Source organism: Methanosphaera sp. ISO3-F5, assembly GCF_034480035.2.
In the GTDB taxonomy this organism is placed as follows: domain Archaea; phylum Methanobacteriota; class Methanobacteria; order Methanobacteriales; family Methanobacteriaceae; genus Methanosphaera.
In genome coordinates, this window is the sequence record NZ_CP118753.2 from 1485551 (window position 1) to 1503001 (window position 17451).

General features: G+C 32.7%; 44 protein-coding genes. All 44 read left to right on the forward strand.

Features of this window, described 5'->3' with window-relative positions; genetic code table 11:
* The first annotated feature begins 97 nt into the window (after nucleotides 1-97).
* The 44 genes from PXD04_RS18080 to PXD04_RS18290 all read left to right on the forward strand — a co-directional run bounded on the left by PXD04_RS18080 (nucleotide 98) and on the right by PXD04_RS18290 (nucleotide 17444).
* On the forward strand, nucleotides 98-253 hold the full coding sequence (locus PXD04_RS18080) for a hypothetical protein (protein ID WP_323736210.1): 156 nt from the start codon (nucleotides 98-100) through the stop codon (nucleotides 251-253).
* 70 nt (nucleotides 254-323) lie between these two features.
* Nucleotides 324-515, forward strand: a complete 192-nt coding sequence (locus tag PXD04_RS18085) for a hypothetical protein (protein ID WP_323736211.1) — start codon at nucleotides 324-326, stop codon at nucleotides 513-515.
* A 215-nt stretch (nucleotides 516-730) separates the two neighbouring features.
* Nucleotides 731-1399 carry a hypothetical protein gene (locus tag PXD04_RS18090; protein WP_323736212.1) on the forward strand — a complete coding sequence of 223 codons (669 nt, stop codon included), beginning with the start codon at nucleotides 731-733 and terminating at the stop codon, nucleotides 1397-1399.
* Nucleotides 1400-1551: 152 nt separating this feature from the next.
* Nucleotides 1552-1731, forward strand: a complete 180-nt coding sequence (locus PXD04_RS18095) for a hypothetical protein (RefSeq protein WP_323736213.1) — start codon at nucleotides 1552-1554, stop codon at nucleotides 1729-1731.
* A gap of 1 nt (nucleotide 1732) precedes the next feature.
* A complete protein-coding gene (locus PXD04_RS18100; RefSeq protein WP_323736214.1) occupies nucleotides 1733-1855 on the forward strand; it encodes a hypothetical protein in 123 nt (40 codons plus the stop codon).
* A 16-nt stretch (nucleotides 1856-1871) separates the two neighbouring features.
* A complete protein-coding gene (locus tag PXD04_RS18105; RefSeq protein ID WP_323736215.1) occupies nucleotides 1872-2264 on the forward strand; it encodes a hypothetical protein in 393 nt (130 codons plus the stop codon).
* A gap of 1 nt (nucleotide 2265) precedes the next feature.
* The gene (locus PXD04_RS18110) at nucleotides 2266-2490 is read left to right on the forward strand and encodes a hypothetical protein (protein WP_323736216.1); all 225 of its coding nucleotides are present in this window, start codon (nucleotides 2266-2268) and stop codon (nucleotides 2488-2490) included.
* A complete protein-coding gene (locus PXD04_RS18115; RefSeq protein ID WP_323736217.1) occupies nucleotides 2487-3248 on the forward strand; it encodes an ERF family protein in 762 nt (253 codons plus the stop codon). Before PXD04_RS18110 ends, PXD04_RS18115 begins: the two co-directional genes overlap by 4 nt.
* A gap of 1 nt (nucleotide 3249) precedes the next feature.
* Entirely contained in the window at nucleotides 3250-3528 is a 279-nt protein-coding gene (locus tag PXD04_RS18120) for a hypothetical protein (RefSeq protein ID WP_323736218.1), read from the forward strand.
* Nucleotide 3529: 1 nt separating this feature from the next.
* Nucleotides 3530-3751: a hypothetical protein gene (locus PXD04_RS18125; protein ID WP_323736219.1), complete on the forward strand. Its 222-nt coding sequence runs from the start codon at nucleotides 3530-3532 to the stop codon at nucleotides 3749-3751.
* The gene (locus PXD04_RS18130) at nucleotides 3744-3950 is read left to right on the forward strand and encodes a hypothetical protein (RefSeq protein WP_323736220.1); all 207 of its coding nucleotides are present in this window, start codon (nucleotides 3744-3746) and stop codon (nucleotides 3948-3950) included. The genes PXD04_RS18125 and PXD04_RS18130 overlap by 8 nt, the downstream gene beginning before the upstream one ends.
* Nucleotides 3947-4180 carry a hypothetical protein gene (locus PXD04_RS18135; protein ID WP_323736221.1) on the forward strand — a complete coding sequence of 78 codons (234 nt, stop codon included), beginning with the start codon at nucleotides 3947-3949 and terminating at the stop codon, nucleotides 4178-4180. Before PXD04_RS18130 ends, PXD04_RS18135 begins: the two co-directional genes overlap by 4 nt.
* Before the next feature lies 1 nt (nucleotide 4181).
* The gene (locus PXD04_RS18140) at nucleotides 4182-4334 is read left to right on the forward strand and encodes a hypothetical protein (RefSeq protein ID WP_323736222.1); all 153 of its coding nucleotides are present in this window, start codon (nucleotides 4182-4184) and stop codon (nucleotides 4332-4334) included.
* Entirely contained in the window at nucleotides 4331-4495 is a 165-nt protein-coding gene (locus PXD04_RS18145; protein ID WP_323736223.1) for a hypothetical protein, read from the forward strand. Before PXD04_RS18140 ends, PXD04_RS18145 begins: the two co-directional genes overlap by 4 nt.
* Nucleotides 4480-4821: a hypothetical protein gene (locus tag PXD04_RS18150; RefSeq protein ID WP_323736224.1), complete on the forward strand. Its 342-nt coding sequence runs from the start codon at nucleotides 4480-4482 to the stop codon at nucleotides 4819-4821. The genes PXD04_RS18145 and PXD04_RS18150 overlap by 16 nt, the downstream gene beginning before the upstream one ends.
* Before the next feature lie 143 nt (nucleotides 4822-4964).
* Nucleotides 4965-5177, forward strand: a complete 213-nt coding sequence (locus tag PXD04_RS18155) for a hypothetical protein (protein ID WP_323736225.1) — start codon at nucleotides 4965-4967, stop codon at nucleotides 5175-5177.
* A gap of 24 nt (nucleotides 5178-5201) precedes the next feature.
* A complete protein-coding gene (locus tag PXD04_RS18160; RefSeq protein WP_323736226.1) occupies nucleotides 5202-5360 on the forward strand; it encodes a hypothetical protein in 159 nt (52 codons plus the stop codon).
* A gap of 6 nt (nucleotides 5361-5366) precedes the next feature.
* The gene (locus tag PXD04_RS18165; RefSeq protein ID WP_323736227.1) at nucleotides 5367-5936 is read left to right on the forward strand and encodes a hypothetical protein; all 570 of its coding nucleotides are present in this window, start codon (nucleotides 5367-5369) and stop codon (nucleotides 5934-5936) included.
* Between the two features lie 16 nt (nucleotides 5937-5952).
* Nucleotides 5953-6264, forward strand: coding sequence for a hypothetical protein (locus PXD04_RS18170; RefSeq protein ID WP_323736228.1), 312 nt, complete (start codon nucleotides 5953-5955; stop codon nucleotides 6262-6264).
* Nucleotides 6265-6296: 32 nt separating this feature from the next.
* Nucleotides 6297-7109 carry an N-6 DNA methylase gene (locus PXD04_RS18175; RefSeq protein WP_323736229.1) on the forward strand — a complete coding sequence of 271 codons (813 nt, stop codon included), beginning with the start codon at nucleotides 6297-6299 and terminating at the stop codon, nucleotides 7107-7109.
* Nucleotides 7106-7627 carry a hypothetical protein gene (locus PXD04_RS18180; protein WP_323736230.1) on the forward strand — a complete coding sequence of 174 codons (522 nt, stop codon included), beginning with the start codon at nucleotides 7106-7108 and terminating at the stop codon, nucleotides 7625-7627. The genes PXD04_RS18175 and PXD04_RS18180 overlap by 4 nt, the downstream gene beginning before the upstream one ends.
* 23 nt (nucleotides 7628-7650) lie before the next feature.
* Nucleotides 7651-9129 carry a hypothetical protein gene (locus PXD04_RS18185; protein WP_323736231.1) on the forward strand — a complete coding sequence of 493 codons (1479 nt, stop codon included), beginning with the start codon at nucleotides 7651-7653 and terminating at the stop codon, nucleotides 9127-9129.
* A 4-nt stretch (nucleotides 9130-9133) separates the two neighbouring features.
* Nucleotides 9134-9361 (forward strand): hypothetical protein, encoded by a 228-nt coding sequence (locus tag PXD04_RS18190; protein ID WP_323736232.1) that lies wholly within the window; start codon nucleotides 9134-9136, stop codon nucleotides 9359-9361.
* 7 nt (nucleotides 9362-9368) lie between these two features.
* Nucleotides 9369-9584: a hypothetical protein gene (locus PXD04_RS18195; RefSeq protein WP_323736233.1), complete on the forward strand. Its 216-nt coding sequence runs from the start codon at nucleotides 9369-9371 to the stop codon at nucleotides 9582-9584.
* A gap of 6 nt (nucleotides 9585-9590) precedes the next feature.
* A complete protein-coding gene (locus tag PXD04_RS18200) occupies nucleotides 9591-9866 on the forward strand; it encodes a hypothetical protein (RefSeq protein ID WP_323736234.1) in 276 nt (91 codons plus the stop codon).
* Complete coding sequence (locus tag PXD04_RS18205; RefSeq protein WP_323736235.1) at nucleotides 9866-10060, forward strand: hypothetical protein; 195 nt, start codon at nucleotides 9866-9868, stop codon at nucleotides 10058-10060. Before PXD04_RS18200 ends, PXD04_RS18205 begins: the two co-directional genes overlap by 1 nt.
* A complete protein-coding gene (locus PXD04_RS18210; protein WP_323736236.1) occupies nucleotides 10057-10293 on the forward strand; it encodes a hypothetical protein in 237 nt (78 codons plus the stop codon). The genes PXD04_RS18205 and PXD04_RS18210 overlap by 4 nt, the downstream gene beginning before the upstream one ends.
* Nucleotides 10290-10520 carry a hypothetical protein gene (locus tag PXD04_RS18215; protein ID WP_323736237.1) on the forward strand — a complete coding sequence of 77 codons (231 nt, stop codon included), beginning with the start codon at nucleotides 10290-10292 and terminating at the stop codon, nucleotides 10518-10520. Before PXD04_RS18210 ends, PXD04_RS18215 begins: the two co-directional genes overlap by 4 nt.
* Nucleotides 10517-10702 (forward strand): hypothetical protein, encoded by a 186-nt coding sequence (locus PXD04_RS18220; protein ID WP_323736238.1) that lies wholly within the window; start codon nucleotides 10517-10519, stop codon nucleotides 10700-10702. Before PXD04_RS18215 ends, PXD04_RS18220 begins: the two co-directional genes overlap by 4 nt.
* Before the next feature lie 80 nt (nucleotides 10703-10782).
* A complete protein-coding gene (locus tag PXD04_RS18225; RefSeq protein ID WP_323736239.1) occupies nucleotides 10783-10956 on the forward strand; it encodes a hypothetical protein in 174 nt (57 codons plus the stop codon).
* Between the two features lie 122 nt (nucleotides 10957-11078).
* Nucleotides 11079-11210: a hypothetical protein gene (locus tag PXD04_RS18230; RefSeq protein WP_323736240.1), complete on the forward strand. Its 132-nt coding sequence runs from the start codon at nucleotides 11079-11081 to the stop codon at nucleotides 11208-11210.
* Nucleotides 11211-11283: 73 nt separating this feature from the next.
* On the forward strand, nucleotides 11284-11502 hold the full coding sequence (locus PXD04_RS18235; protein ID WP_323736241.1) for a DUF4314 domain-containing protein: 219 nt from the start codon (nucleotides 11284-11286) through the stop codon (nucleotides 11500-11502).
* A gap of 15 nt (nucleotides 11503-11517) precedes the next feature.
* Complete coding sequence (locus tag PXD04_RS18240) at nucleotides 11518-11766, forward strand: hypothetical protein (protein WP_323736242.1); 249 nt, start codon at nucleotides 11518-11520, stop codon at nucleotides 11764-11766.
* 108 nt (nucleotides 11767-11874) lie between these two features.
* Nucleotides 11875-12270 carry a hypothetical protein gene (locus PXD04_RS18245; RefSeq protein ID WP_323736243.1) on the forward strand — a complete coding sequence of 132 codons (396 nt, stop codon included), beginning with the start codon at nucleotides 11875-11877 and terminating at the stop codon, nucleotides 12268-12270.
* Nucleotides 12271-12795: a hypothetical protein gene (locus PXD04_RS18250; RefSeq protein WP_323736244.1), complete on the forward strand. Its 525-nt coding sequence runs from the start codon at nucleotides 12271-12273 to the stop codon at nucleotides 12793-12795. It abuts the gene before it with no gap.
* A gap of 10 nt (nucleotides 12796-12805) precedes the next feature.
* Nucleotides 12806-13186 carry a hypothetical protein gene (locus PXD04_RS18255; RefSeq protein ID WP_323736245.1) on the forward strand — a complete coding sequence of 127 codons (381 nt, stop codon included), beginning with the start codon at nucleotides 12806-12808 and terminating at the stop codon, nucleotides 13184-13186.
* Between the two features lie 118 nt (nucleotides 13187-13304).
* Nucleotides 13305-13856: an LPD29 domain-containing protein gene (locus PXD04_RS18260; protein WP_323736246.1), complete on the forward strand. Its 552-nt coding sequence runs from the start codon at nucleotides 13305-13307 to the stop codon at nucleotides 13854-13856.
* A gap of 84 nt (nucleotides 13857-13940) precedes the next feature.
* Entirely contained in the window at nucleotides 13941-14186 is a 246-nt protein-coding gene (locus PXD04_RS18265) for a hypothetical protein (RefSeq protein WP_323736247.1), read from the forward strand.
* 83 nt (nucleotides 14187-14269) lie between these two features.
* Nucleotides 14270-14626 (forward strand): hypothetical protein, encoded by a 357-nt coding sequence (locus tag PXD04_RS18270; RefSeq protein ID WP_323736248.1) that lies wholly within the window; start codon nucleotides 14270-14272, stop codon nucleotides 14624-14626.
* 178 nt (nucleotides 14627-14804) lie between these two features.
* Complete coding sequence (locus PXD04_RS18275; protein WP_323736249.1) at nucleotides 14805-15131, forward strand: hypothetical protein; 327 nt, start codon at nucleotides 14805-14807, stop codon at nucleotides 15129-15131.
* A 191-nt stretch (nucleotides 15132-15322) separates the two neighbouring features.
* Entirely contained in the window at nucleotides 15323-15547 is a 225-nt protein-coding gene (locus tag PXD04_RS23435; RefSeq protein ID WP_409988254.1) for a TFIIB-type zinc ribbon-containing protein, read from the forward strand.
* Between the two features lie 583 nt (nucleotides 15548-16130).
* Nucleotides 16131-16256, forward strand: a complete 126-nt coding sequence (locus PXD04_RS18280; RefSeq protein WP_323736250.1) for a hypothetical protein — start codon at nucleotides 16131-16133, stop codon at nucleotides 16254-16256.
* Nucleotides 16257-16995: 739 nt separating this feature from the next.
* On the forward strand, nucleotides 16996-17160 hold the full coding sequence (locus PXD04_RS18285) for a hypothetical protein (protein ID WP_323736251.1): 165 nt from the start codon (nucleotides 16996-16998) through the stop codon (nucleotides 17158-17160).
* Nucleotides 17157-17444 (forward strand): hypothetical protein, encoded by a 288-nt coding sequence (locus tag PXD04_RS18290; RefSeq protein ID WP_323736252.1) that lies wholly within the window; start codon nucleotides 17157-17159, stop codon nucleotides 17442-17444. The genes PXD04_RS18285 and PXD04_RS18290 overlap by 4 nt, the downstream gene beginning before the upstream one ends.
* Nucleotides 17445-17451 lie beyond the last annotated feature (7 nt).

Genomic DNA, 17451 nt, shown 5'->3' on the forward strand with positions numbered 1-17451 from the left:
AGTATATTATTTATACTTATTCTATTTTTTTTATATTTCTGTTGATCTTAGAGTTTCTATTCGTGTAAGTCATTAATAATTGTGGTGGATTAATTTTATGATGAAAATTAAAAAAGGTGCAAAAGCAACACGAGATGGTGTAATATTAACAGATAAAGAATATGAGGAGCTTATAAATTATAGGGATACTGTTTTGGCTTTGAGGAGTTATAAGAAGGATTATAATTTGACTTATCGAAGTTATTTAGGGTAAACATTTATATACTATGAGTGTTATATATTATATTGTGTACTACAAGTGTAGTATACAAGGAGGATAAAAAATGACATTACTGTTAAAAATCAAAACAGCAATAAAAAAAAGGTCAAACAGCAGACCAAAGTCATTAATCCTCTATATCCCTGCACAAGTAAGGGACTTAGTAGAATTTGAACATGGAACACCAATCAACTTGGAAGTATGTTTAGATGATAAAACGAAAAAAAAGTATATTAAAATATATGCAACAGATTAATGACTTAAAAGGATTAAAACTTGTGTTAAACTTGAACTGGCTACCAACTAGAACAAAATAAATTAACACACATAAAAGTAATAATCCAATAGTAACATAGTTACCAGTTACTATTTTTACAACTGATAACTATTATAAATTACTATTTTTATTACTTTTATACATAATCCTTTTAACTCCATTTAATCTATTTTTTAAAAAAAATGGAGGATAAAATGACAATAACCATAACAGTAAGACTAACAGAAGAACAAATACAAAAAATCAACAAAAGCGGATTAACCAAATCAGAATACACGCGAACAGCTATTGATTATTTTAGCGAAAACAAATTAAATGCAAGCATATTATCAAAAATCAACATTGTTGAAGAATGTATAAGTTTACTGGAAGGCTACCGTGATGATCTAAAAAATAATATGATTAGCACTGCTTATCAGAATCTGGATTTGTCTTACGAAATTGATGAACAACCAGAATTGTTTTACAAAAACAAGGAAAATGTAATACAAAATGATGAAAATTTGTCTTACAAAAATGGCAAAAATGTAAAGAAAATTTACAAAAATGGCGAAAATGTAATACAAAATGTATTACAAAATGACGATGAAATGTTTTACAAAAACAGTGAAAATGTAATACAAATGAGACAAGACCCAGCATACCCAGAAATACAAAAATACATGGAAACACTTTCAAAACAAATAAACATACACGGTAATGTATTAGAAGCAATGAAAACCAAGATAAACCATGAAACAACATTAACACCGAAGCAGATTAGCCGGTTTATAGCAAAGTATAAAAATGAAATAAAACAAGTGCCTTATAAATTAGGTGAGCATACACAAAGTCAGCCTGATGGGAAAATATGCAAAGACTAGATTTTACATTTTTGTAATATTTGTAATACGTTTCAAAATCGTTTCTATTATATATATTATAATAATAGTTTATTTTTATTTTTATTATTATTATTATAATGAAATTGATATATACAAAAAATGATACAACACAAAAAAAGGATATGATAATTATGATAACAAACGAAATAAAAAACGAACTAACCACCATAAACAACATGATAAATAAAGAAATAAGCGAAAAAAACGATAGCAAACACGACCTCTACAGAGATGTACTAAGACAAATCAGAAACAAAAACATAGAAACTTACACACTCATACAAGAACTAGAAATGAAAGAGATGATTTAATATGCACCTAGAAATCAAAGACAACCAAACTGGTGAATGGGTGGCAATTCACACAGGAGCAGCACTAACATTAATAGGGACAATGATAACATTCCTAGTAACAGTACAACTATACGTAATTTAAAATGGAGGAGTAATGTATGGATGGAGTAATAACCGAGTACTTAGACAATGATACACAAGCTAAATTAAAAGATGAAATAATACTGGAACTGCAATCATTACCTGAAAACACCAGGGAGGTAATAGCAAGTATTAATGTGCTTAACTTTGCACTAATCAATGCAGAAAAAATGTACAAAATACGGAAACATCAGTATGAAATAGACTTTAACAAATTAGTACTAAGCACAGATTACACAGAACAATACAGGACAATAAAAGAAAGAGAACAACACGCCAAACTGGAACTATCAAAAAACAAACAGGAACTATACAAATTGGAATCAGTTGTGCAAGTGTACAAAGCAGAACTTGAAGGCTATTGTAATATGTTAAAGTTATTGTTGATCTACGAAGGGGAGCATGAATAGTATGAAGTTTGATAATTATTTGTTATATGATGTGTACCATGTCACTAAGAATTTATGTGTTATTCATGGTTATGCTGAAAAAAATGAGATAATAAAGCATGTGCTAATCAAGGGTAAAAGGGATAAGCGAGATTATACGGAGGAGAGTATAAACAAGGTGATTAATCATTTTGAAACAATACGTATGATACAACAAGTACGAAAAAATGTTTATGAGGTGAAATGATGGAAGTTGCAGAGGAAATAATAACAGAATTACAAATACAAAACAAGGAATTAAAACAGCAAATAGACACAATCAATACACAATTAGGTGAATGGGAACACAAATTCAGAACCTACACCAAAGATGAAAGTCTGTTACTATTCAAAATACAACAAGTAAAACAAGTACTGTTGGACACGGAAATAACAAGGAGTGGATTCAACAGTTTTGGCAAATATAATTACTTTGAACTAAAAGATATTACACCCGTTATTGTACCAGCATTACTTGATAAAGGATTAGCTAGTGCTTTCTTCTGTAAGGATAATTGTATGTTCCTGCAAATCGTGGACAGTAAAACTGGTGCATGGATTCAATGGAATACTAAACTAAGAGTGATACACCGTGAGGGATTACCTAAAGGTGATATTACAGTATTAATGAAAGACGAGCAGGCGGTACAAACTTATGCTCGCCGTACTTTGTGGCTTCAAGCGTTGGATATTGTGGAACATGTGCCTGAAGATATAGAAAAACAAGGTAATACCCTGAACAAGAAGATCAACAAACAAAACAAAAACAACAGTGAAGATGTATTCATAGTACCAGAGGACATAGACATGACAAGCAAAAGCATATTTGACACGATACAAAAAGACTTTGAAAAGAACAAAGTAGTATTCAAAAAAGAGTACATACGAAATAAACTAGGCAGTATGAAGAAAAACAAGAAAATTGATGACAACATGTATAGTAAATGTATGAAAATAGTTGAGTAGTATGTTAATACAAAACATGACACGGGAAAAAACATGCAAATGGTGCGGGAGAACATTCAGAGTACCCATGACAAGAGAATATAACGCAACCAAGTACTGTTGCGTTAAATGCTCTTACTTTGCACAACTAGAACAAAAATATGAATGGATACGAGAATACCGTAAAAAGTACGGTACACAATTCAGTATTGGTACTAGTAATTTCAAAGAAAAAAGATTCAAAGACTTTGAAAGAGAAATGAAAGCCATACGAAAAGAAATGAAACGGTTGGGATTATAATATGTATAAGAAGGGTAGAGAATTACATGAAAGAAGGATAACATTCGAGGAGATATACGGAATTAAAGAAAAGGAGGGACGAGTATTCAAAGTATCATATGTTGATAGTAACCATGTACGGACAGAACGAATATTCCAGTATAAGCACAACTTGTTAATGTTTGTGGAAAATCCTAGCTTTAAGCAGATAAAATTATATGTGGGAGATGTAGTATATGAGTAACACACACTATAACAATAGGGTATGGATGATAAGCGAACTAATAAAATTAGTCGCAGTAGAGGACATTGGAGCGATAAGTTTTGTTGCTAACCAGTTACGAAAACATTATAACACAACAGATATTGAAAAAATGAGTAAAGCAGATAATCTGATGATCTATGATTGTTATTGCAAAAAGTGTGGAGGGGATTCTTTATGAATTTCTTACCTTATTTTTTTAAGAAGAACATAATTAATATACCAGTATTAATGAAGATTAAGGAGGACAATAATAGAGATTTATTATTATTGCATGAAGACCTTATTAAAATGGTGGGGCATGATGTTAATGATGAAATAATAAGGGAAGTAGCAGTGAAACGATTACTTGAATGTTACAACACAAGGGAAATAGTGGATATACTCAAATTTTATCAACAGGTGAAATAATATGGCATGCAGTAAATGTAAATCTTGTGAAAACTTAACCCACCACATCTGGAGTGCCAAGAATTATGTCATGGATGTACCTTCCTGTAGGTGGCATGAGGACACTAGCAAAGGATGTAAACTATACAAACCAATGAAAGGTGAAAAAGTATGAAACCTGATAGCAGAGTGGACCAGTACATATTTTATATAACAATGGGATTGGTAGCACTATTCATAGTAATACTATTATTATTAGTTGCAGGATTCTTATTCAATATATTAGCACTAATCAGCATGCAGAACATAGGAGGAATAATATGCTTATACCAATAATTGATGACAACATGGAACATATAGGCAATGTGGAATTTGTGGATAATCTCACAATTCCACATGTACCTGAATATGTGAACATGAACTGCCGTATAGGAATAACAAAACTGGATCACCAGTATGGCAAACATGAGGGGGAGTATGTCATAATGTATTATGACAAAAAATATCCTCGTGCAAGCTATGCTGAGATACTGAAAACAAAAAAAGAAGCCTATCGTGAGTGTTGGATTAGAGGCAAACTAGACCTCGCTTCAGAATTAGGATTAAACTTTATTGAGGGAGATGTAGAAGTAATAGAAACGATGGAGGACAACAACGAATGATAGAAGCAGCACTAACAGACGCAGCAATATACTCGTTCGTATTTACGGTAGGAGTATTTACGGTGGGATTTATAATTTGTAGTTGGAAAACATAGTATTAAGAGGTACCTAGAAGAAACAGAAAAAAAGGAGGATAAACCAGAATGACAGAAAAGAACATGCTAGGAATTCCCCTAAGAGAATCATGCGTAACCTGCATTCACTCATACTCTCTATATGAATATGATAATGGATATTTAATACCAGAGAGCAGGCACTATATCTGCAAAATCACAGATAAAGAATACTACGAACCCGACACACCCACTGATTGTCGATGGTACCACGAAACAGAATATTACAAATGGAAAAAATAATAAAAGATTAAAGGAGATGATATGATGCTATGGAAAGTCGAGGATACTTCAGTATTCTGTCCTAATTGCCACATAAGAATGATTGAACTTCATAGAACAGTATTTCAATGTTATAAATGTGGTGTTAAAATAATGAAAAACGAAGCTGTAGCCGATTATGAACTTGAAAGAGAGGAGGAATGATAAACAATGCCTAACTATGTACATAATATATTAAAAATCAGATCAAAGAAAGACGATGTAGAAGAAATAATACAATTCATACAAAAACACTTTAACAAGGAAGGATTTTTCGATTTTAACACCATTATACCAGAACCAGCCACAGAGGAGGAATGTCCTGACAGGTATAACTTCAATACAGAAGAGGGTTCCGCACATTATAGGAGTCTTGAAATTGAGGAGGGCACAGAATGGTTTAATTGGTATGACTGGCGAATTGAGTACTGGGATACAAAATGGAATGCTGGAGCAGAGAGCATGTGCTATTATGACTTTGATAAAATCAGGAAAAATTATTCATTCGAGTCTCCAGTTCAAGTCATGTTTGAAACTGCATGGTCTGCTCCTATTCCTATATTTAAGAAGTTGATTTCTATGCACCCTGAGTTGGATATTGATGTCTTGTATTATTCTACAGAGAATTGTGAGTTTGGACACATATTTGTTGTATGGGACGATGAGATTACTCATGTACATAGTGATTTTACTAATTTAACAGAAAAAAAATTCACTATAAAAGAGAAAAAGAGGAAATAAGAGGAGATGGCAAGGGATGAATGTATTTCAAACAAATTGTGTAGATGCTCTAGAATATCTCAGAGAAGGTGATACCTTTGGAGAATGGAAGCACAGAGTAACAAATATGACTGATATGACCTATGAAAAACAATTCAATGAAATGGTAATATATCTCCTCACTAGGAGTGTAATTGATTGTGTAAATGGTAAATTCCGTTGGAACCATGAATATGTCTTATCTTACCTCGGTCGTTATAATAGAAGTCCGAACTTTTGCATTGAACACATAAAATTCTTTGACGAATGGGTGAATCCAAGAACCATGGATGAAACAAGCAATGACTAAAGAAGAAAAGAAATGAAGGAGGTTAAACGGGGATGGAGAAAGAATTTAAAAAACATATGGAAGAAATAGCACGGAAACATGAAAGGAGTAAGGTCTATGTAGATTTCATGGACTATTATATCTATCAGAATAGTGAGAGTAAGGAACGAATGTTACCTACTGAGTATACTTCTTCTGAGATGGAATTGTTCCATAATGCTTACACTTGTTTTGTTGAACTGATGACTGCACTCAAGGGTGAGTATGGGTGGTATGATTATATTGGTGAGTACTATGAGGAGTATGTCCTGGCGGGGCATAAGGCTAGTAGTAAGGGGCAGTTTTATACTCCTCGTGGTATCAGTGACCTGCTATCACAAATGGTAGGCACACCAGTAACACTAGCAGAAGCATACGACCCTGCTTGTGGAAGTGCCAGGAACTTACTAGACTACCATAGCAAACACCCAGAGGTAAGATGCACTGGTGAAGACTTGGACGAGAGTGCTTGTAAAATGGCAGTGATCAACTTCCACATACATGGAGTTGATGGTATTGTGAACTGGATTGATGCTCTCACCAGGGAATACATGGGTACTTCCTGGAGGGTAATTGGTGACCGTATTATTATTACGGATATGGATTGGATACGTGCTGTCGATGATGTGATGAATGGTTTAACAGTGTTGTCTTTGTCTGATGATACTCTATGTGAATTGTTGAAGTTGGGTGGTAGTGTCTATAATGGACAAGACAACACAGAGGGCTGTGATAAAACAGACAGTAACATATCATCTGCCAAAAGTGTACCCATAGATGATGCAAAACACAATCAAAGTAATGTATTGGATGATTGGTTGAAATGAACACAACATTACCCAAAGGTATGGTATATGACAAGAGTAACCAGAGATATAACATTTATCGAATGGAACATGGGAAAAGAAAATATTATGGCAGTCACAAATCCTATCACGAAGCCATGAGTATGTATAACAAATTAGAAGCGAATGGTTGGAAAAAACCGATACTTGTCAAACCTAGACATACTGGTAAATGGAAATACATTACCAAAACTAAGGGTGCTTACAGAATACAAAAAGATAGGTTTAATTATGGTACCTTCGCTACATTTGAAGAAGCATACAAGTATAAACAGTACTTGGAAGATCATGATTGGGATAAAAAGTTAGCATACCGTAAAAGAGGCAAATGCAATCCTCACCGTTATATTGTAAAAAATAATGGTTCGTATTCTATTCATAAATCTGTGGATGGTAAGATTGTTGTTTTTGCTACATGCAAGAAATTGGAGGATGCTATTGCTGAGCGTGATTTCTTGGAGAGTATTAATTGGGACTGGAACCTCATAGACCTATACTAGAACAAGAAGGGAGGTGAACACATTTGACAATGGAAGACACAATCACGGACTACAAAGCATACCTAGAAGGCCTCGAATTAAAAAAGCAAACCAAATGGACATATGCAATCAACCTCAGAAAATACATGAAAAAACACAACCTACAAAACAAAGAACAACTACAAACACAACTCACAAAAGAAACACGAACACCACGAGGATTAACACAAGTATACAAATACACAGGAATCAAACGACCATACAGTAAAAATTTAAATAAAACCAAACCATCCACGAAAAAACCAAAACAGGGATACGACCCATACAAGGACACACTAATACAACAATACCAAAAAGAACGCAACATCAAAGACTCCACAATGAACGCATACTACAGTAGCCTAGCAATGTACATACCACTGTGTGGATTCAAAGACTGCAAGGAAATGATAACAGAAGCACTAGACGACGAGAAAAACAGAGTACCAATCAAAGAAGCACGCATCACGGAACACCTAAGACAGTACAAACAATACCTCCACGATGCACCCAACGTAAAATCTAGTCACACACTACACACATACTTCACAAAGATAGAAACATTCTACCGACACTTCCAAGTAACAGTACCCGAACGTCCACCAATGCAAATCAAAAAAGAATACCACCTCAACTACTATGACCTACCCGACAAACAGATGATAGAAGAAGCAATAGAGCAAAGCAACATACAACTTGGAGCAGTCATATACTTCATGACCAGTAGTGGAACTGCGAAAGCAGAAACACTAGGACTCACCATAGGCAAGTTCCTAGAAGGACTAAGAGAATACACCAACAAAACACATCCACGGGATATCATACAGGAACTGAAAGGTCGGAAAGACCTAGTGCCACTCATTGGAATGACACGACAAAAAACCAATGTACCTTATTATACTTGTTGCAGTCCCGAGGCAACATACTATATTCTCAAATACCTTGACCTACAAGAAAGATACAATCCAGATGAACAGTTGTTCGATATGAAGGGCAGTTACTTGATGAAGCAATTTCAGAAACTCAATGACGAGAACAATTGGGGTTTTGTAGGACCATACCGTAGGTTCCGTTCTCATATGCTCAGAAAATACCATGCGAGCAATATTGGATGCAGCTTCGAAGCCATTAACACACTAGAAGGCAGGACTAATGGTGTAATACATGAAACGTATGTGAAGCAAAAACCTGATGAACTGAAAAAGGTGTACATGGAGCATATGCATAATGTGATGATCCACCCAGAACGTTTTGAAGGTCCACATTGTGGTGGTGAGGATATTAAGAGTATAGTAAAGGATGAGATACAACAAGTTACTAATGGTGGTGTGGTTGAAGATACGACCATGACTACAGGGTACACGCCACAAGGTGGTACTGGTATGGGTGGTGGTATGATAGGATTCGAAGTCATCAAAAGCATCGGACGATTAGAACAAAGAATAACAGAACTAGAAAACCGGATAACCAAACTAGGAGGATAAAAGAATGGTAAACTTATCCAAGCTAAGAAAAGAATTACATGACAAAGTAAACCACACCACTGCATTAGACAGGCACGTATTCACATATTCAGAGGTAGGCAGTGGGTATTATGGTCTGGAATGGAGGTATGGAAAACATGGAGTATATGCAAGAAGCCAAGATGATACCCTTATACATCTCTTGAAGGACTGTATCGAAATGTACCTAGAAGAAACAGAAAAAAAGGAGTGAAACAAGAATGAATGATAACAACACCACAATAAAAGAACTAACTCACACCATACAAGAATTCTACACAGAACAAATAAACGAACACAAGACAATCATAAAACCAATACAAATAGACAAAGACACACTAAGCACACTAATATACCTACTACACCAAGCAGACAAACAAGGAGACATCACAGAACAAATAACCACATTCATACAAGAATATGAAGACGAGGAATGATAACATATGACTAAGACACTACTGGACTCACCATTCCACCAACAAACAATACCATTACTCATAAACTTCCTCCAAGACAAGGGAGCAACATACGAAGTAATAGTAGACATACTCACAAATGAAACACCAGCATACCCTGTTGATGTGCAACTATTACTAGCAGGATTAGTAAGGGATGGAATCCTCAATGTTGACAGGGGAGTGTACCGTTTGAATCACAAGGAAGAAAACGAACCATTATTTGAAGAAGCAATACAATACTACAAGGAGGAGGGAACATAATGATTGAAGAAAAAGAAATACCCCCAGAGATTATGAAACGTAAATGCGATATTGAAATACTCAAAACCATTCAAGCACTACTCATAGACAGAGGCTACATGGATACTGCGAAGAAGTTAGGGGGAGTAATTATGTCTTACAATCGTTTGATAGGGAAATATTACCATTTGAAATATGAAGAGGGAAAACAATGATGACAGAAGAAAAACCAAAACGAAGCAAGGAACAATACAAGAAAATACGAGGAATAATTAGGGGAGAACTTGCACATTTCACTTGTTTTGACTGCAAAAGAAACGATGCAGAACATTACCCCTGTGAATGTGCAATGATGTATGATGATATAAAATTCAAACCTACAGATAGGTATGTATCAAAGATTGCAGACAAAATAATAGAAGTTGCTATGGAAGATGAGGAACCATGATGGCAGAATGGGACGGAAAATGCAGTATATGTGGAGTACAAATCATGGGAACTGACAGAGAATTACATTATGACCTAGAAGAACCCGGAAGCCCCGCATACTGCAAGGAATGTTGGGACATGAAAGAAAAACAAAGAATACACAACACATTATTAGAGGGTAAAGAATTACTTTTCATATCCGTGTTGTGTGTTATATTACTGGTGCTTTGGAGGGTACTTCATTGACTACTGACAGGTACACGGTAATCTATGATGAATCTGACTTCATTTTAGACAATGAAACCGGCGAGTATTACTGTATTGAGGAAGCATGTAATCTCTTAAATGACATATATGACAGATTAGAAACTGATAACAGTTTTTTCAAAACAATAGCAGAAGGAATAAACAAACAAGAAAAAATATGAGGAGGACTGAACATATTTGACTACCTTGACGCCTGCCGTATAGATGTATTGAAACAACTAATAGAGAGGGAGGAATATTAATGACAGTGTATTCAGACAAAGCATTGAAGAGAATAATAATAGAAAACATTGACTGTAAACACATATTCAATGTAGCTAGTAAACTCTACACTGGATGGTTACCACGTGATGAGGAGGAGAAACTGGAAGCAGAACTAACAGGGTTATTATTGAATAAACAGTATGAAAGTTGATATTAATGATTACTTTTATTTTTTATTTTTTTTACAAAATAATTACTATTAATTAATTAATAGTAACATTTATATACTACCAAAAACAAAACAATAAATAACAACCAACGAAGGTGAAAAACATGATGACAACCGAAACACTAGAACTAAAAGTAAACATAATAAACCTATTTGAAGAACTAAACAAAATAAACACCACAGAAGCAAAAGAACTGGCAGACTACATAAAATATGAACTAGAAACAGAAGAATGAACTAAACATAAATTACTATTAATTAACTAATAGTATAATATTATTTCATATAAAAAAGGAGGAAAAAAATACAATGATAATAAACCACCACAAAATAAAACAAATCAAAAAAACATACAAAACAGGAACAAAAATAATACTAGACCACATGGAAGACATACAAGCAATACCACAAGGCACAAAAGGAACAGTAATGTACGTGGACGACATAGGACAAATACACGTAAACTGGGAGAATGGAAGCGGACTAGCATTAATACACGGTGTAGACGAATTCCACATAATACAATAAGGGGAGATGACAATTATGAAAATAAGTAATAGACAATTAAGCAAATTAACAAGAATAGAACCAAGCAACCTCATAATACATGAGTTGCAGAATATAATGATACAAGAAGACATAACAATGTACACCATGGCGGAAATACTAGAAAAACGATTAACCAATAAGGAAGTAAGTAGCATAAATCATGGGTACTGGAATGTTAGGGGAGTACTGGATATTATAGAAGTGTATGATCAATCAGGTGTACTGTTAGGATATAATGATTAATGACACCAAAAGTGTCACCAATTTTTATATACTGGTTACTATTAATATAATAATAGTAACCCCTAATAATCTGTAACACAATATAGGGGAAGTGGGAGAAATATGTTCATGGCAAAACAGCATATAAAAATAATAGAAAACAAAGGCAAAATAACACTAGAATATACACACAAAATACAACAAAAAAAGGTAATACGAAAAAACAAGGGCATGACAGAAAACAAATTCAGTCTAGGAACCATGCCACCAGAAATAATAGACTACTTCAACGTAGAAGACCGCAGAATATTCTTCTACGAAAAAAACCACAAAGTATACATTACCAGCAGGAGACCAACCATTGAACACCAGGAAATTAAGGTGCAAAAACAAGGAGCTTACAGTATACCTAGAAGTTTTTTTCCAGATGCTGATAAGTATGATGAAGTATGCCTACGTTTGGATTTGTCAAGGTGTGATGACTATAAGAACGGATTAGGTGTTTTGAGCATAGAGTTGATATAAATGATAAGTGACGAACAAAAAAATTCCATATTTTTACTTGAAAATAATCTGGTTAAAAGGATACTACACGAAATGATGCAGATTAAACCAAAACATCTAGTAAACGGTGCTTACATTATAGATGAGGACCAGTACTACATTTTTTGTTCAAAATTCAACGAGGAATATATAACAGTTCTCGAAAATTATGATATACACAATTATGAAGTTAAACCGGACACTGCTTGGACTGTTATAAAGTTCAAAGTTGATCTGTTGGAATTGTTGTATAATCATTTTTTTGAAATGCACCGTACTTTTGATGGGGTACATGTTTGTGTGTGTGGTGTACATTTTGGATTGTATAATGATAGTACTGTTGATGTGGAAAGGTATTCTGGTAGGTCCATGTTTACGTTTCATAAAAAGATAGATGTGCTTGCTTTTAAAGAAGAGGAACAAGAAACTTTACGGTTTCATCGCACATTAATTATTAAATTATTATCGAGTTGTGATTCATTGAAAAATTGTTTATTTAATATATAGATGTGATATTATGAGATTGTATGTTGATACTGGAGGATATCCTAGACCAGAACACTTTGCAAATGGTTATAGTAAAAGTATGAGTAGGAAAAGTGTAAAGGTAAACGAACAAGATTATGAACACTGGCAAAAAGGGTTAAAGGATTTCATTGTGTGCCGTGTTAATGGTGAGAATGAGTTTTTTATTACTGGTAATTCTAATTGGAATGTTTTATCAAGGTATTTAGCAAAAAGTGAGATTGATTTCTATGTGGTGCCTCCTTGGAGGTTGGATGATGTTTGTCGTTTGTTGTCTTTGTTTGGTGAAGTGGATCTGTGTAGTGGTTGTTTGTATTTTTTTCGTGTGAAATTTTTTGAGCATTTGGTGTGTTTGGATTATAGTTTTGAGTAGTGTTTTGTTGTTTTTGTCTTTTTTTTTATAAAACATATTACTATTAATTAATTAATAGTAACCTTTATATACTACCACTTATAAATATAATATTAACAAGCAAAAAAGGTGAAAAATTATGATAACAACACTAGACACATATTTTGAAAACACAAAAAACAATCAAACAGAAACCGAATACAAATATTACAACCAACCAATAGAGGAAAACAGTAAAAAAACATGGTGCCAAGAAAAAGGATATGCACATATGCCCATCAAAGACATAGCAAAACTAATAAGAAAAGACTTAAAAACAAGATACGGGAAAACAATAAAATTCAGTGTAACCAGCAGAGGATACCCACGAGAAATAAATGTAACAATCAAAAGCATTAGTAAACAATACATTATGACTGAAAACGAATTTAAGACAAAAATGGAAAACAGTTACCGTTATGATGAAAGTATGTATGATGAGTATATGAAACCATACACTGCAAAAAATAATAATGATCTAATTGAATTTAAGGAGTATCATCTGTATGATGAAGTTCGTGATGAAATTAATGGTATTATTGATAAGTATAATTATGATAATAGTGATTTGTACACGGATTATTTTGATGTTAATTATTATACTGGGGCTGGTGTGGATTGTGATTGGAGAGGTGTTTTATTAATAGAATAGGTTACTATTAATTTTTTAATAGTAACATTTATATACTAACACTAACAAATACAATAATAACAAGCAAAAAGAGGTTGTACAAAAATGCAAAAAATCGAAATAAACATAAAAGCAAAAGAAGATGAACTATACTACAACAGACTAGTACTATACAAAGATGGGAAACAAATACACAACTATGGAGTATTTGGAGTAAGCCACACTAATTATTTTTGTATAGTTGCAAGACTTGAAAAATTACTTGAAACTGTTACTGTTAAACAGATATTAGACAAGTGTGTTATGAACTCCTGTACTGTTAGGATGGGAAATTTGGATTTTAAATTATAAGTTACTATTAACTATTTAATAGTAACCTTTATATACTAAGTAAAATATAATAATAAATAACAAACTAAAAGAGGTATCCAAAAATGATGAATAACAAATACACCACACTAAAAGAATTTTATAATGAAAGCGAATGCAGAACAAACTACGAACAGTTCAAAATAGGAAACATAGTATACAAACCAAACACTAATGAAACAGAAATAATAAAAAAAATAAACCAATTTTGTAAAGAATATGAAAACAACCACCCAGATAAAACACAAAAAATATTTGTAAATAGAATAACAAAAGAAATCAAAAAACAAACACCAGAACTCAAAGACTATAAAAATTACATAACATTCAAACTCAACACAGAATATGGATACAACATCAACAACCTACATTACTACATTGAAAATGATGTAATATACAAAGAAGTATTCAAAAACATATAAGTACAAGTATAGTAATACTATATACTATACTTACACTTTTTTTAAAATAGACTGCATAGTATGGAAATTAGATATTAAACATATAATTTTCAAAAAAAAAGATTTAAAATAGACATTATTGTTTAACAGTAACCCCCCATAACAATTTATTATAAAATTTCATTTGGAGGAACATATTATGCAAATAGATCAAACAAAAAAAAAGTATATTAACATCGGATACTTAGTTCAAAAAGTATTCCATCAGAACAAAGAAGCAGATAAAAATCATTATCTGAAACTTCTTGAAAAAAACAATAATAAATATACTAGTAATTTATTTAAAAAATTGTATCCTTGGGTTGTACAAAAATGTGATGAATACCAACTAGGATATGATGACTTACTTGAACAAACATCTATATTATTACTCAGTACTGATGAATTAAATAATGTTGGTGCAGGGTATTATTTTGTACTGGGTATGACTTGTTCTGATGATTTATTTAAAGAAATTAATAAATAACTTTCTTTACTCTTTTTTTTCACTGCTTACCTATATGTCGTACTATTTTTCTGTTAGTTTTAGGTACTTTGTTTTTTCTACAGTATATTATGAGGAGCAACCAAAAAAAAAAATTTTTATAAATATCACTATAATTTTTATAATAATATTTTTTTTAATATACTACCAGAATAAATAATGAATATGAAACCATGAACAAGAAACTAGTCTGCCCAGAATGTAACGGAAACATATTCCACGAGGACACCTACCGTGGCGAAACAAGTTGCAGACAATGCGGACTGGTACTGGTTGCGCCACTTGTTAATGGTTTCGTGTTTCCTGGTTTTCGTGTAGTTCCTCAACAGAAAAAGATCATAATTTCAATTCGCTTGCTTTCTTCTAGGGCTTGGCGTGTTGGGTATGATATTTCTTAGCATTTTGTGAAAAAAAATTCACCTTTGCACTTTTGCTATTCAAGAAAAAAAAGATAAATAAATAATTAAGAGACTTAAAGAATTAGTTATCACTCTTTTATTGATTTTAATGTCAGTTGTTTTAAAAACATATATCTATGATTAATAAAACTTGAGAATTAAAGGAGGAAAAAAGGAGAGTAAGAATAATAATTGTTTACTACATTTATTCACCCTTGTTATGCTCTGTTAAATCTAGTATATTACAAGGCACAGTAACCACGTGGGGGAACTCAGAAAAATATTAATATTAATAATATAAATCTACTTGTTAATTTAAATTAAATATGGCATTTTGTTTTATATACATAATTTTTATTAAGATACCTCCTGGACAATTAGTCCTGGTCTAGTAAATACATAATTTTTAATGTTCTTATTGCATAAACGTGTGTTAGTACGTTACTAATAATAAATGAAGCTTTTATGGGGAAAAATCTTTGCACCAATTGTGGATGTGTGAAGTACCTGTTGAATTTTACGAATGTTCTCCCCTGTTTTGTGTCTTTGATCTTTAGTGACTGCTCAGAGTACAGGTGGTGTAATGTTAGTATCAGTTTTTTTTACTCATGTTTCCTTCTTATTATTTAATTTTAATGGTCTTGATAGGGAACGTATGACAGATAATGCAGGAAAAAGAAATTATTGTATAATATCAGATAATTCTTAATAAATATTTTATTATCGTATATTCCGGTTCGATTCCGGACAAGACCACAAAAACACTTGTAATTATTTTGTATGGTTGTGAAAAAGATTTGTTGAAAAAAAATATGACTATTAATGATAATTTCTCATACCACATGATAGTTGACCTATTATTATGTAATCTTAAAAAATTATTTTATTAGGTGGTGTAATTCCACCCACAACCAATATTTGAATTGTAACTGGTTAGGAAAGGCAACTTAAAAAAAAAGATAATATTATGAAATAAATAATTATGAATAAATTATCATAAATAGTACTCTTGTTTGTAGTTTAATATAAAATTCTAACTTGGTTCGATTCCAAGCCTAACCAATATCACTTTTTTGTTATGGGTTTGAAAGGAAAAGTAGAGTTATGATAATAATGGTTTAACTTCCTGGAATTCTCTCATAAAAAGAAAAGCTTAACTAAATATATTGAATGATTTAACTCCTTTATGTGGTTCGATTCCACACAAACCCAATCAATACTATACTATTTTTTTCCTATGTAATTGTATGTGCTGTTCCCAATGACGTACGAAATGCACTATATTTTATTTGTTGATCTAAAATAATTTTATTTAAAACTCATAGGGGAGGTATGAAAACTCTATGAATCATGAGAATCAATCACTTATTATTCGCATTCTTGGTGTTGCTTTGATTATTGTGTGCCTTGGCAGTTTACTCTTGGCGTTGTATGGTTTGCCTATTGAGGTGTTGACTGCTTTTGTTAGTGTTATTACTGCTATTACGGGTATTTTGGCTACTGCTTTTCAGGGTAGGCGTGAGGCAGACATTGACAAGGATACTGGTGTGTGCACCTGCGAGGATGACGGTTATAGTGATGAAGAAACTACCAATATGGAGGGTGAGGCGTGAAAGAACAAACAAGCCCCCTACCACCAGTAGATGAAATAAAAAATAATGAGGACGTAAGAGTATACCGATTACACCTCATAGAAGAAAACCAGATGAAAATACTGGAAAAAATAGAAGAACTAGAAAAGAAATTCGACACCGATTACAACAAGAAAATAAGTGACCATGAAACACGCCTCAAAATAGTTGAAGCAGTGTGCAACAATTACAACAAACTCAAATGGATTGTAATTGCAGAGACGGTCACAATACTAGGAGCAATATTAATGGGCTTCGTAAAATAAATGATTG

Coding starts and splice junctions, on each gene's coding strand:
- PXD04_RS18245 (WP_323736243.1), top strand. CDS start 11,875: ATGGCAAAACAGCATATAAAAATAATAGAAAACAAAGGCAAAATAACA.
- PXD04_RS18200 (WP_323736234.1), top strand. CDS start 9,591: ATGACTAAGACACTACTGGACTCACCATTCCACCAACAAACAATACCA.
- PXD04_RS18175 (WP_323736229.1), top strand. CDS start 6,297: ATGGAGAAAGAATTTAAAAAACATATGGAAGAAATAGCACGGAAACAT.
- PXD04_RS18120 (WP_323736218.1), top strand. CDS start 3,250: ATGTTAATACAAAACATGACACGGGAAAAAACATGCAAATGGTGCGGG.
- PXD04_RS18195 (WP_323736233.1), top strand. CDS start 9,369: ATGAATGATAACAACACCACAATAAAAGAACTAACTCACACCATACAA.
- PXD04_RS18215 (WP_323736237.1), top strand. CDS start 10,290: ATGATGGCAGAATGGGACGGAAAATGCAGTATATGTGGAGTACAAATC.
- PXD04_RS18270 (WP_323736248.1), top strand. CDS start 14,270: ATGATGAATAACAAATACACCACACTAAAAGAATTTTATAATGAAAGC.
- PXD04_RS18085 (WP_323736211.1), top strand. CDS start 324: ATGACATTACTGTTAAAAATCAAAACAGCAATAAAAAAAAGGTCAAAC.
- PXD04_RS18190 (WP_323736232.1), top strand. CDS start 9,134: ATGGTAAACTTATCCAAGCTAAGAAAAGAATTACATGACAAAGTAAAC.
- PXD04_RS18135 (WP_323736221.1), top strand. CDS start 3,947: ATGAATTTCTTACCTTATTTTTTTAAGAAGAACATAATTAATATACCA.
- PXD04_RS18210 (WP_323736236.1), top strand. CDS start 10,057: ATGATGACAGAAGAAAAACCAAAACGAAGCAAGGAACAATACAAGAAA.
- PXD04_RS18205 (WP_323736235.1), top strand. CDS start 9,866: ATGATTGAAGAAAAAGAAATACCCCCAGAGATTATGAAACGTAAATGC.
- PXD04_RS18140 (WP_323736222.1), top strand. CDS start 4,182: ATGGCATGCAGTAAATGTAAATCTTGTGAAAACTTAACCCACCACATC.
- PXD04_RS18095 (WP_323736213.1), top strand. CDS start 1,552: ATGATAACAAACGAAATAAAAAACGAACTAACCACCATAAACAACATG.
- PXD04_RS18125 (WP_323736219.1), top strand. CDS start 3,530: ATGTATAAGAAGGGTAGAGAATTACATGAAAGAAGGATAACATTCGAG.
- PXD04_RS18090 (WP_323736212.1), top strand. CDS start 731: ATGACAATAACCATAACAGTAAGACTAACAGAAGAACAAATACAAAAA.
- PXD04_RS18230 (WP_323736240.1), top strand. CDS start 11,079: ATGATGACAACCGAAACACTAGAACTAAAAGTAAACATAATAAACCTA.
- PXD04_RS18235 (WP_323736241.1), top strand. CDS start 11,284: ATGATAATAAACCACCACAAAATAAAACAAATCAAAAAAACATACAAA.
- PXD04_RS18165 (WP_323736227.1), top strand. CDS start 5,367: ATGCCTAACTATGTACATAATATATTAAAAATCAGATCAAAGAAAGAC.
- PXD04_RS23435 (WP_409988254.1), top strand. CDS start 15,323: ATGAACAAGAAACTAGTCTGCCCAGAATGTAACGGAAACATATTCCAC.
- PXD04_RS18160 (WP_323736226.1), top strand. CDS start 5,202: ATGCTATGGAAAGTCGAGGATACTTCAGTATTCTGTCCTAATTGCCAC.
- PXD04_RS18240 (WP_323736242.1), top strand. CDS start 11,518: ATGAAAATAAGTAATAGACAATTAAGCAAATTAACAAGAATAGAACCA.
- PXD04_RS18155 (WP_323736225.1), top strand. CDS start 4,965: ATGACAGAAAAGAACATGCTAGGAATTCCCCTAAGAGAATCATGCGTA.
- PXD04_RS18145 (WP_323736223.1), top strand. CDS start 4,331: ATGAAACCTGATAGCAGAGTGGACCAGTACATATTTTATATAACAATG.
- PXD04_RS18265 (WP_323736247.1), top strand. CDS start 13,941: ATGCAAAAAATCGAAATAAACATAAAAGCAAAAGAAGATGAACTATAC.
- PXD04_RS18130 (WP_323736220.1), top strand. CDS start 3,744: ATGAGTAACACACACTATAACAATAGGGTATGGATGATAAGCGAACTA.
- PXD04_RS18255 (WP_323736245.1), top strand. CDS start 12,806: ATGAGATTGTATGTTGATACTGGAGGATATCCTAGACCAGAACACTTT.
- PXD04_RS18115 (WP_323736217.1), top strand. CDS start 2,487: ATGATGGAAGTTGCAGAGGAAATAATAACAGAATTACAAATACAAAAC.
- PXD04_RS18170 (WP_323736228.1), top strand. CDS start 5,953: ATGAATGTATTTCAAACAAATTGTGTAGATGCTCTAGAATATCTCAGA.
- PXD04_RS18100 (WP_323736214.1), top strand. CDS start 1,733: ATGCACCTAGAAATCAAAGACAACCAAACTGGTGAATGGGTGGCAATT.
- PXD04_RS18275 (WP_323736249.1), top strand. CDS start 14,805: ATGCAAATAGATCAAACAAAAAAAAAGTATATTAACATCGGATACTTA.
- PXD04_RS18110 (WP_323736216.1), top strand. CDS start 2,266: ATGAAGTTTGATAATTATTTGTTATATGATGTGTACCATGTCACTAAG.
- PXD04_RS18080 (WP_323736210.1), top strand. CDS start 98: ATGATGAAAATTAAAAAAGGTGCAAAAGCAACACGAGATGGTGTAATA.
- PXD04_RS18250 (WP_323736244.1), top strand. CDS start 12,271: ATGATAAGTGACGAACAAAAAAATTCCATATTTTTACTTGAAAATAAT.
- PXD04_RS18225 (WP_323736239.1), top strand. CDS start 10,783: ATGACAGTGTATTCAGACAAAGCATTGAAGAGAATAATAATAGAAAAC.
- PXD04_RS18180 (WP_323736230.1), top strand. CDS start 7,106: ATGAACACAACATTACCCAAAGGTATGGTATATGACAAGAGTAACCAG.
- PXD04_RS18105 (WP_323736215.1), top strand. CDS start 1,872: ATGGATGGAGTAATAACCGAGTACTTAGACAATGATACACAAGCTAAA.
- PXD04_RS18150 (WP_323736224.1), top strand. CDS start 4,480: ATGCTTATACCAATAATTGATGACAACATGGAACATATAGGCAATGTG.
- PXD04_RS18260 (WP_323736246.1), top strand. CDS start 13,305: ATGATAACAACACTAGACACATATTTTGAAAACACAAAAAACAATCAA.
- PXD04_RS18280 (WP_323736250.1), top strand. CDS start 16,131: ATGTTAGTATCAGTTTTTTTTACTCATGTTTCCTTCTTATTATTTAAT.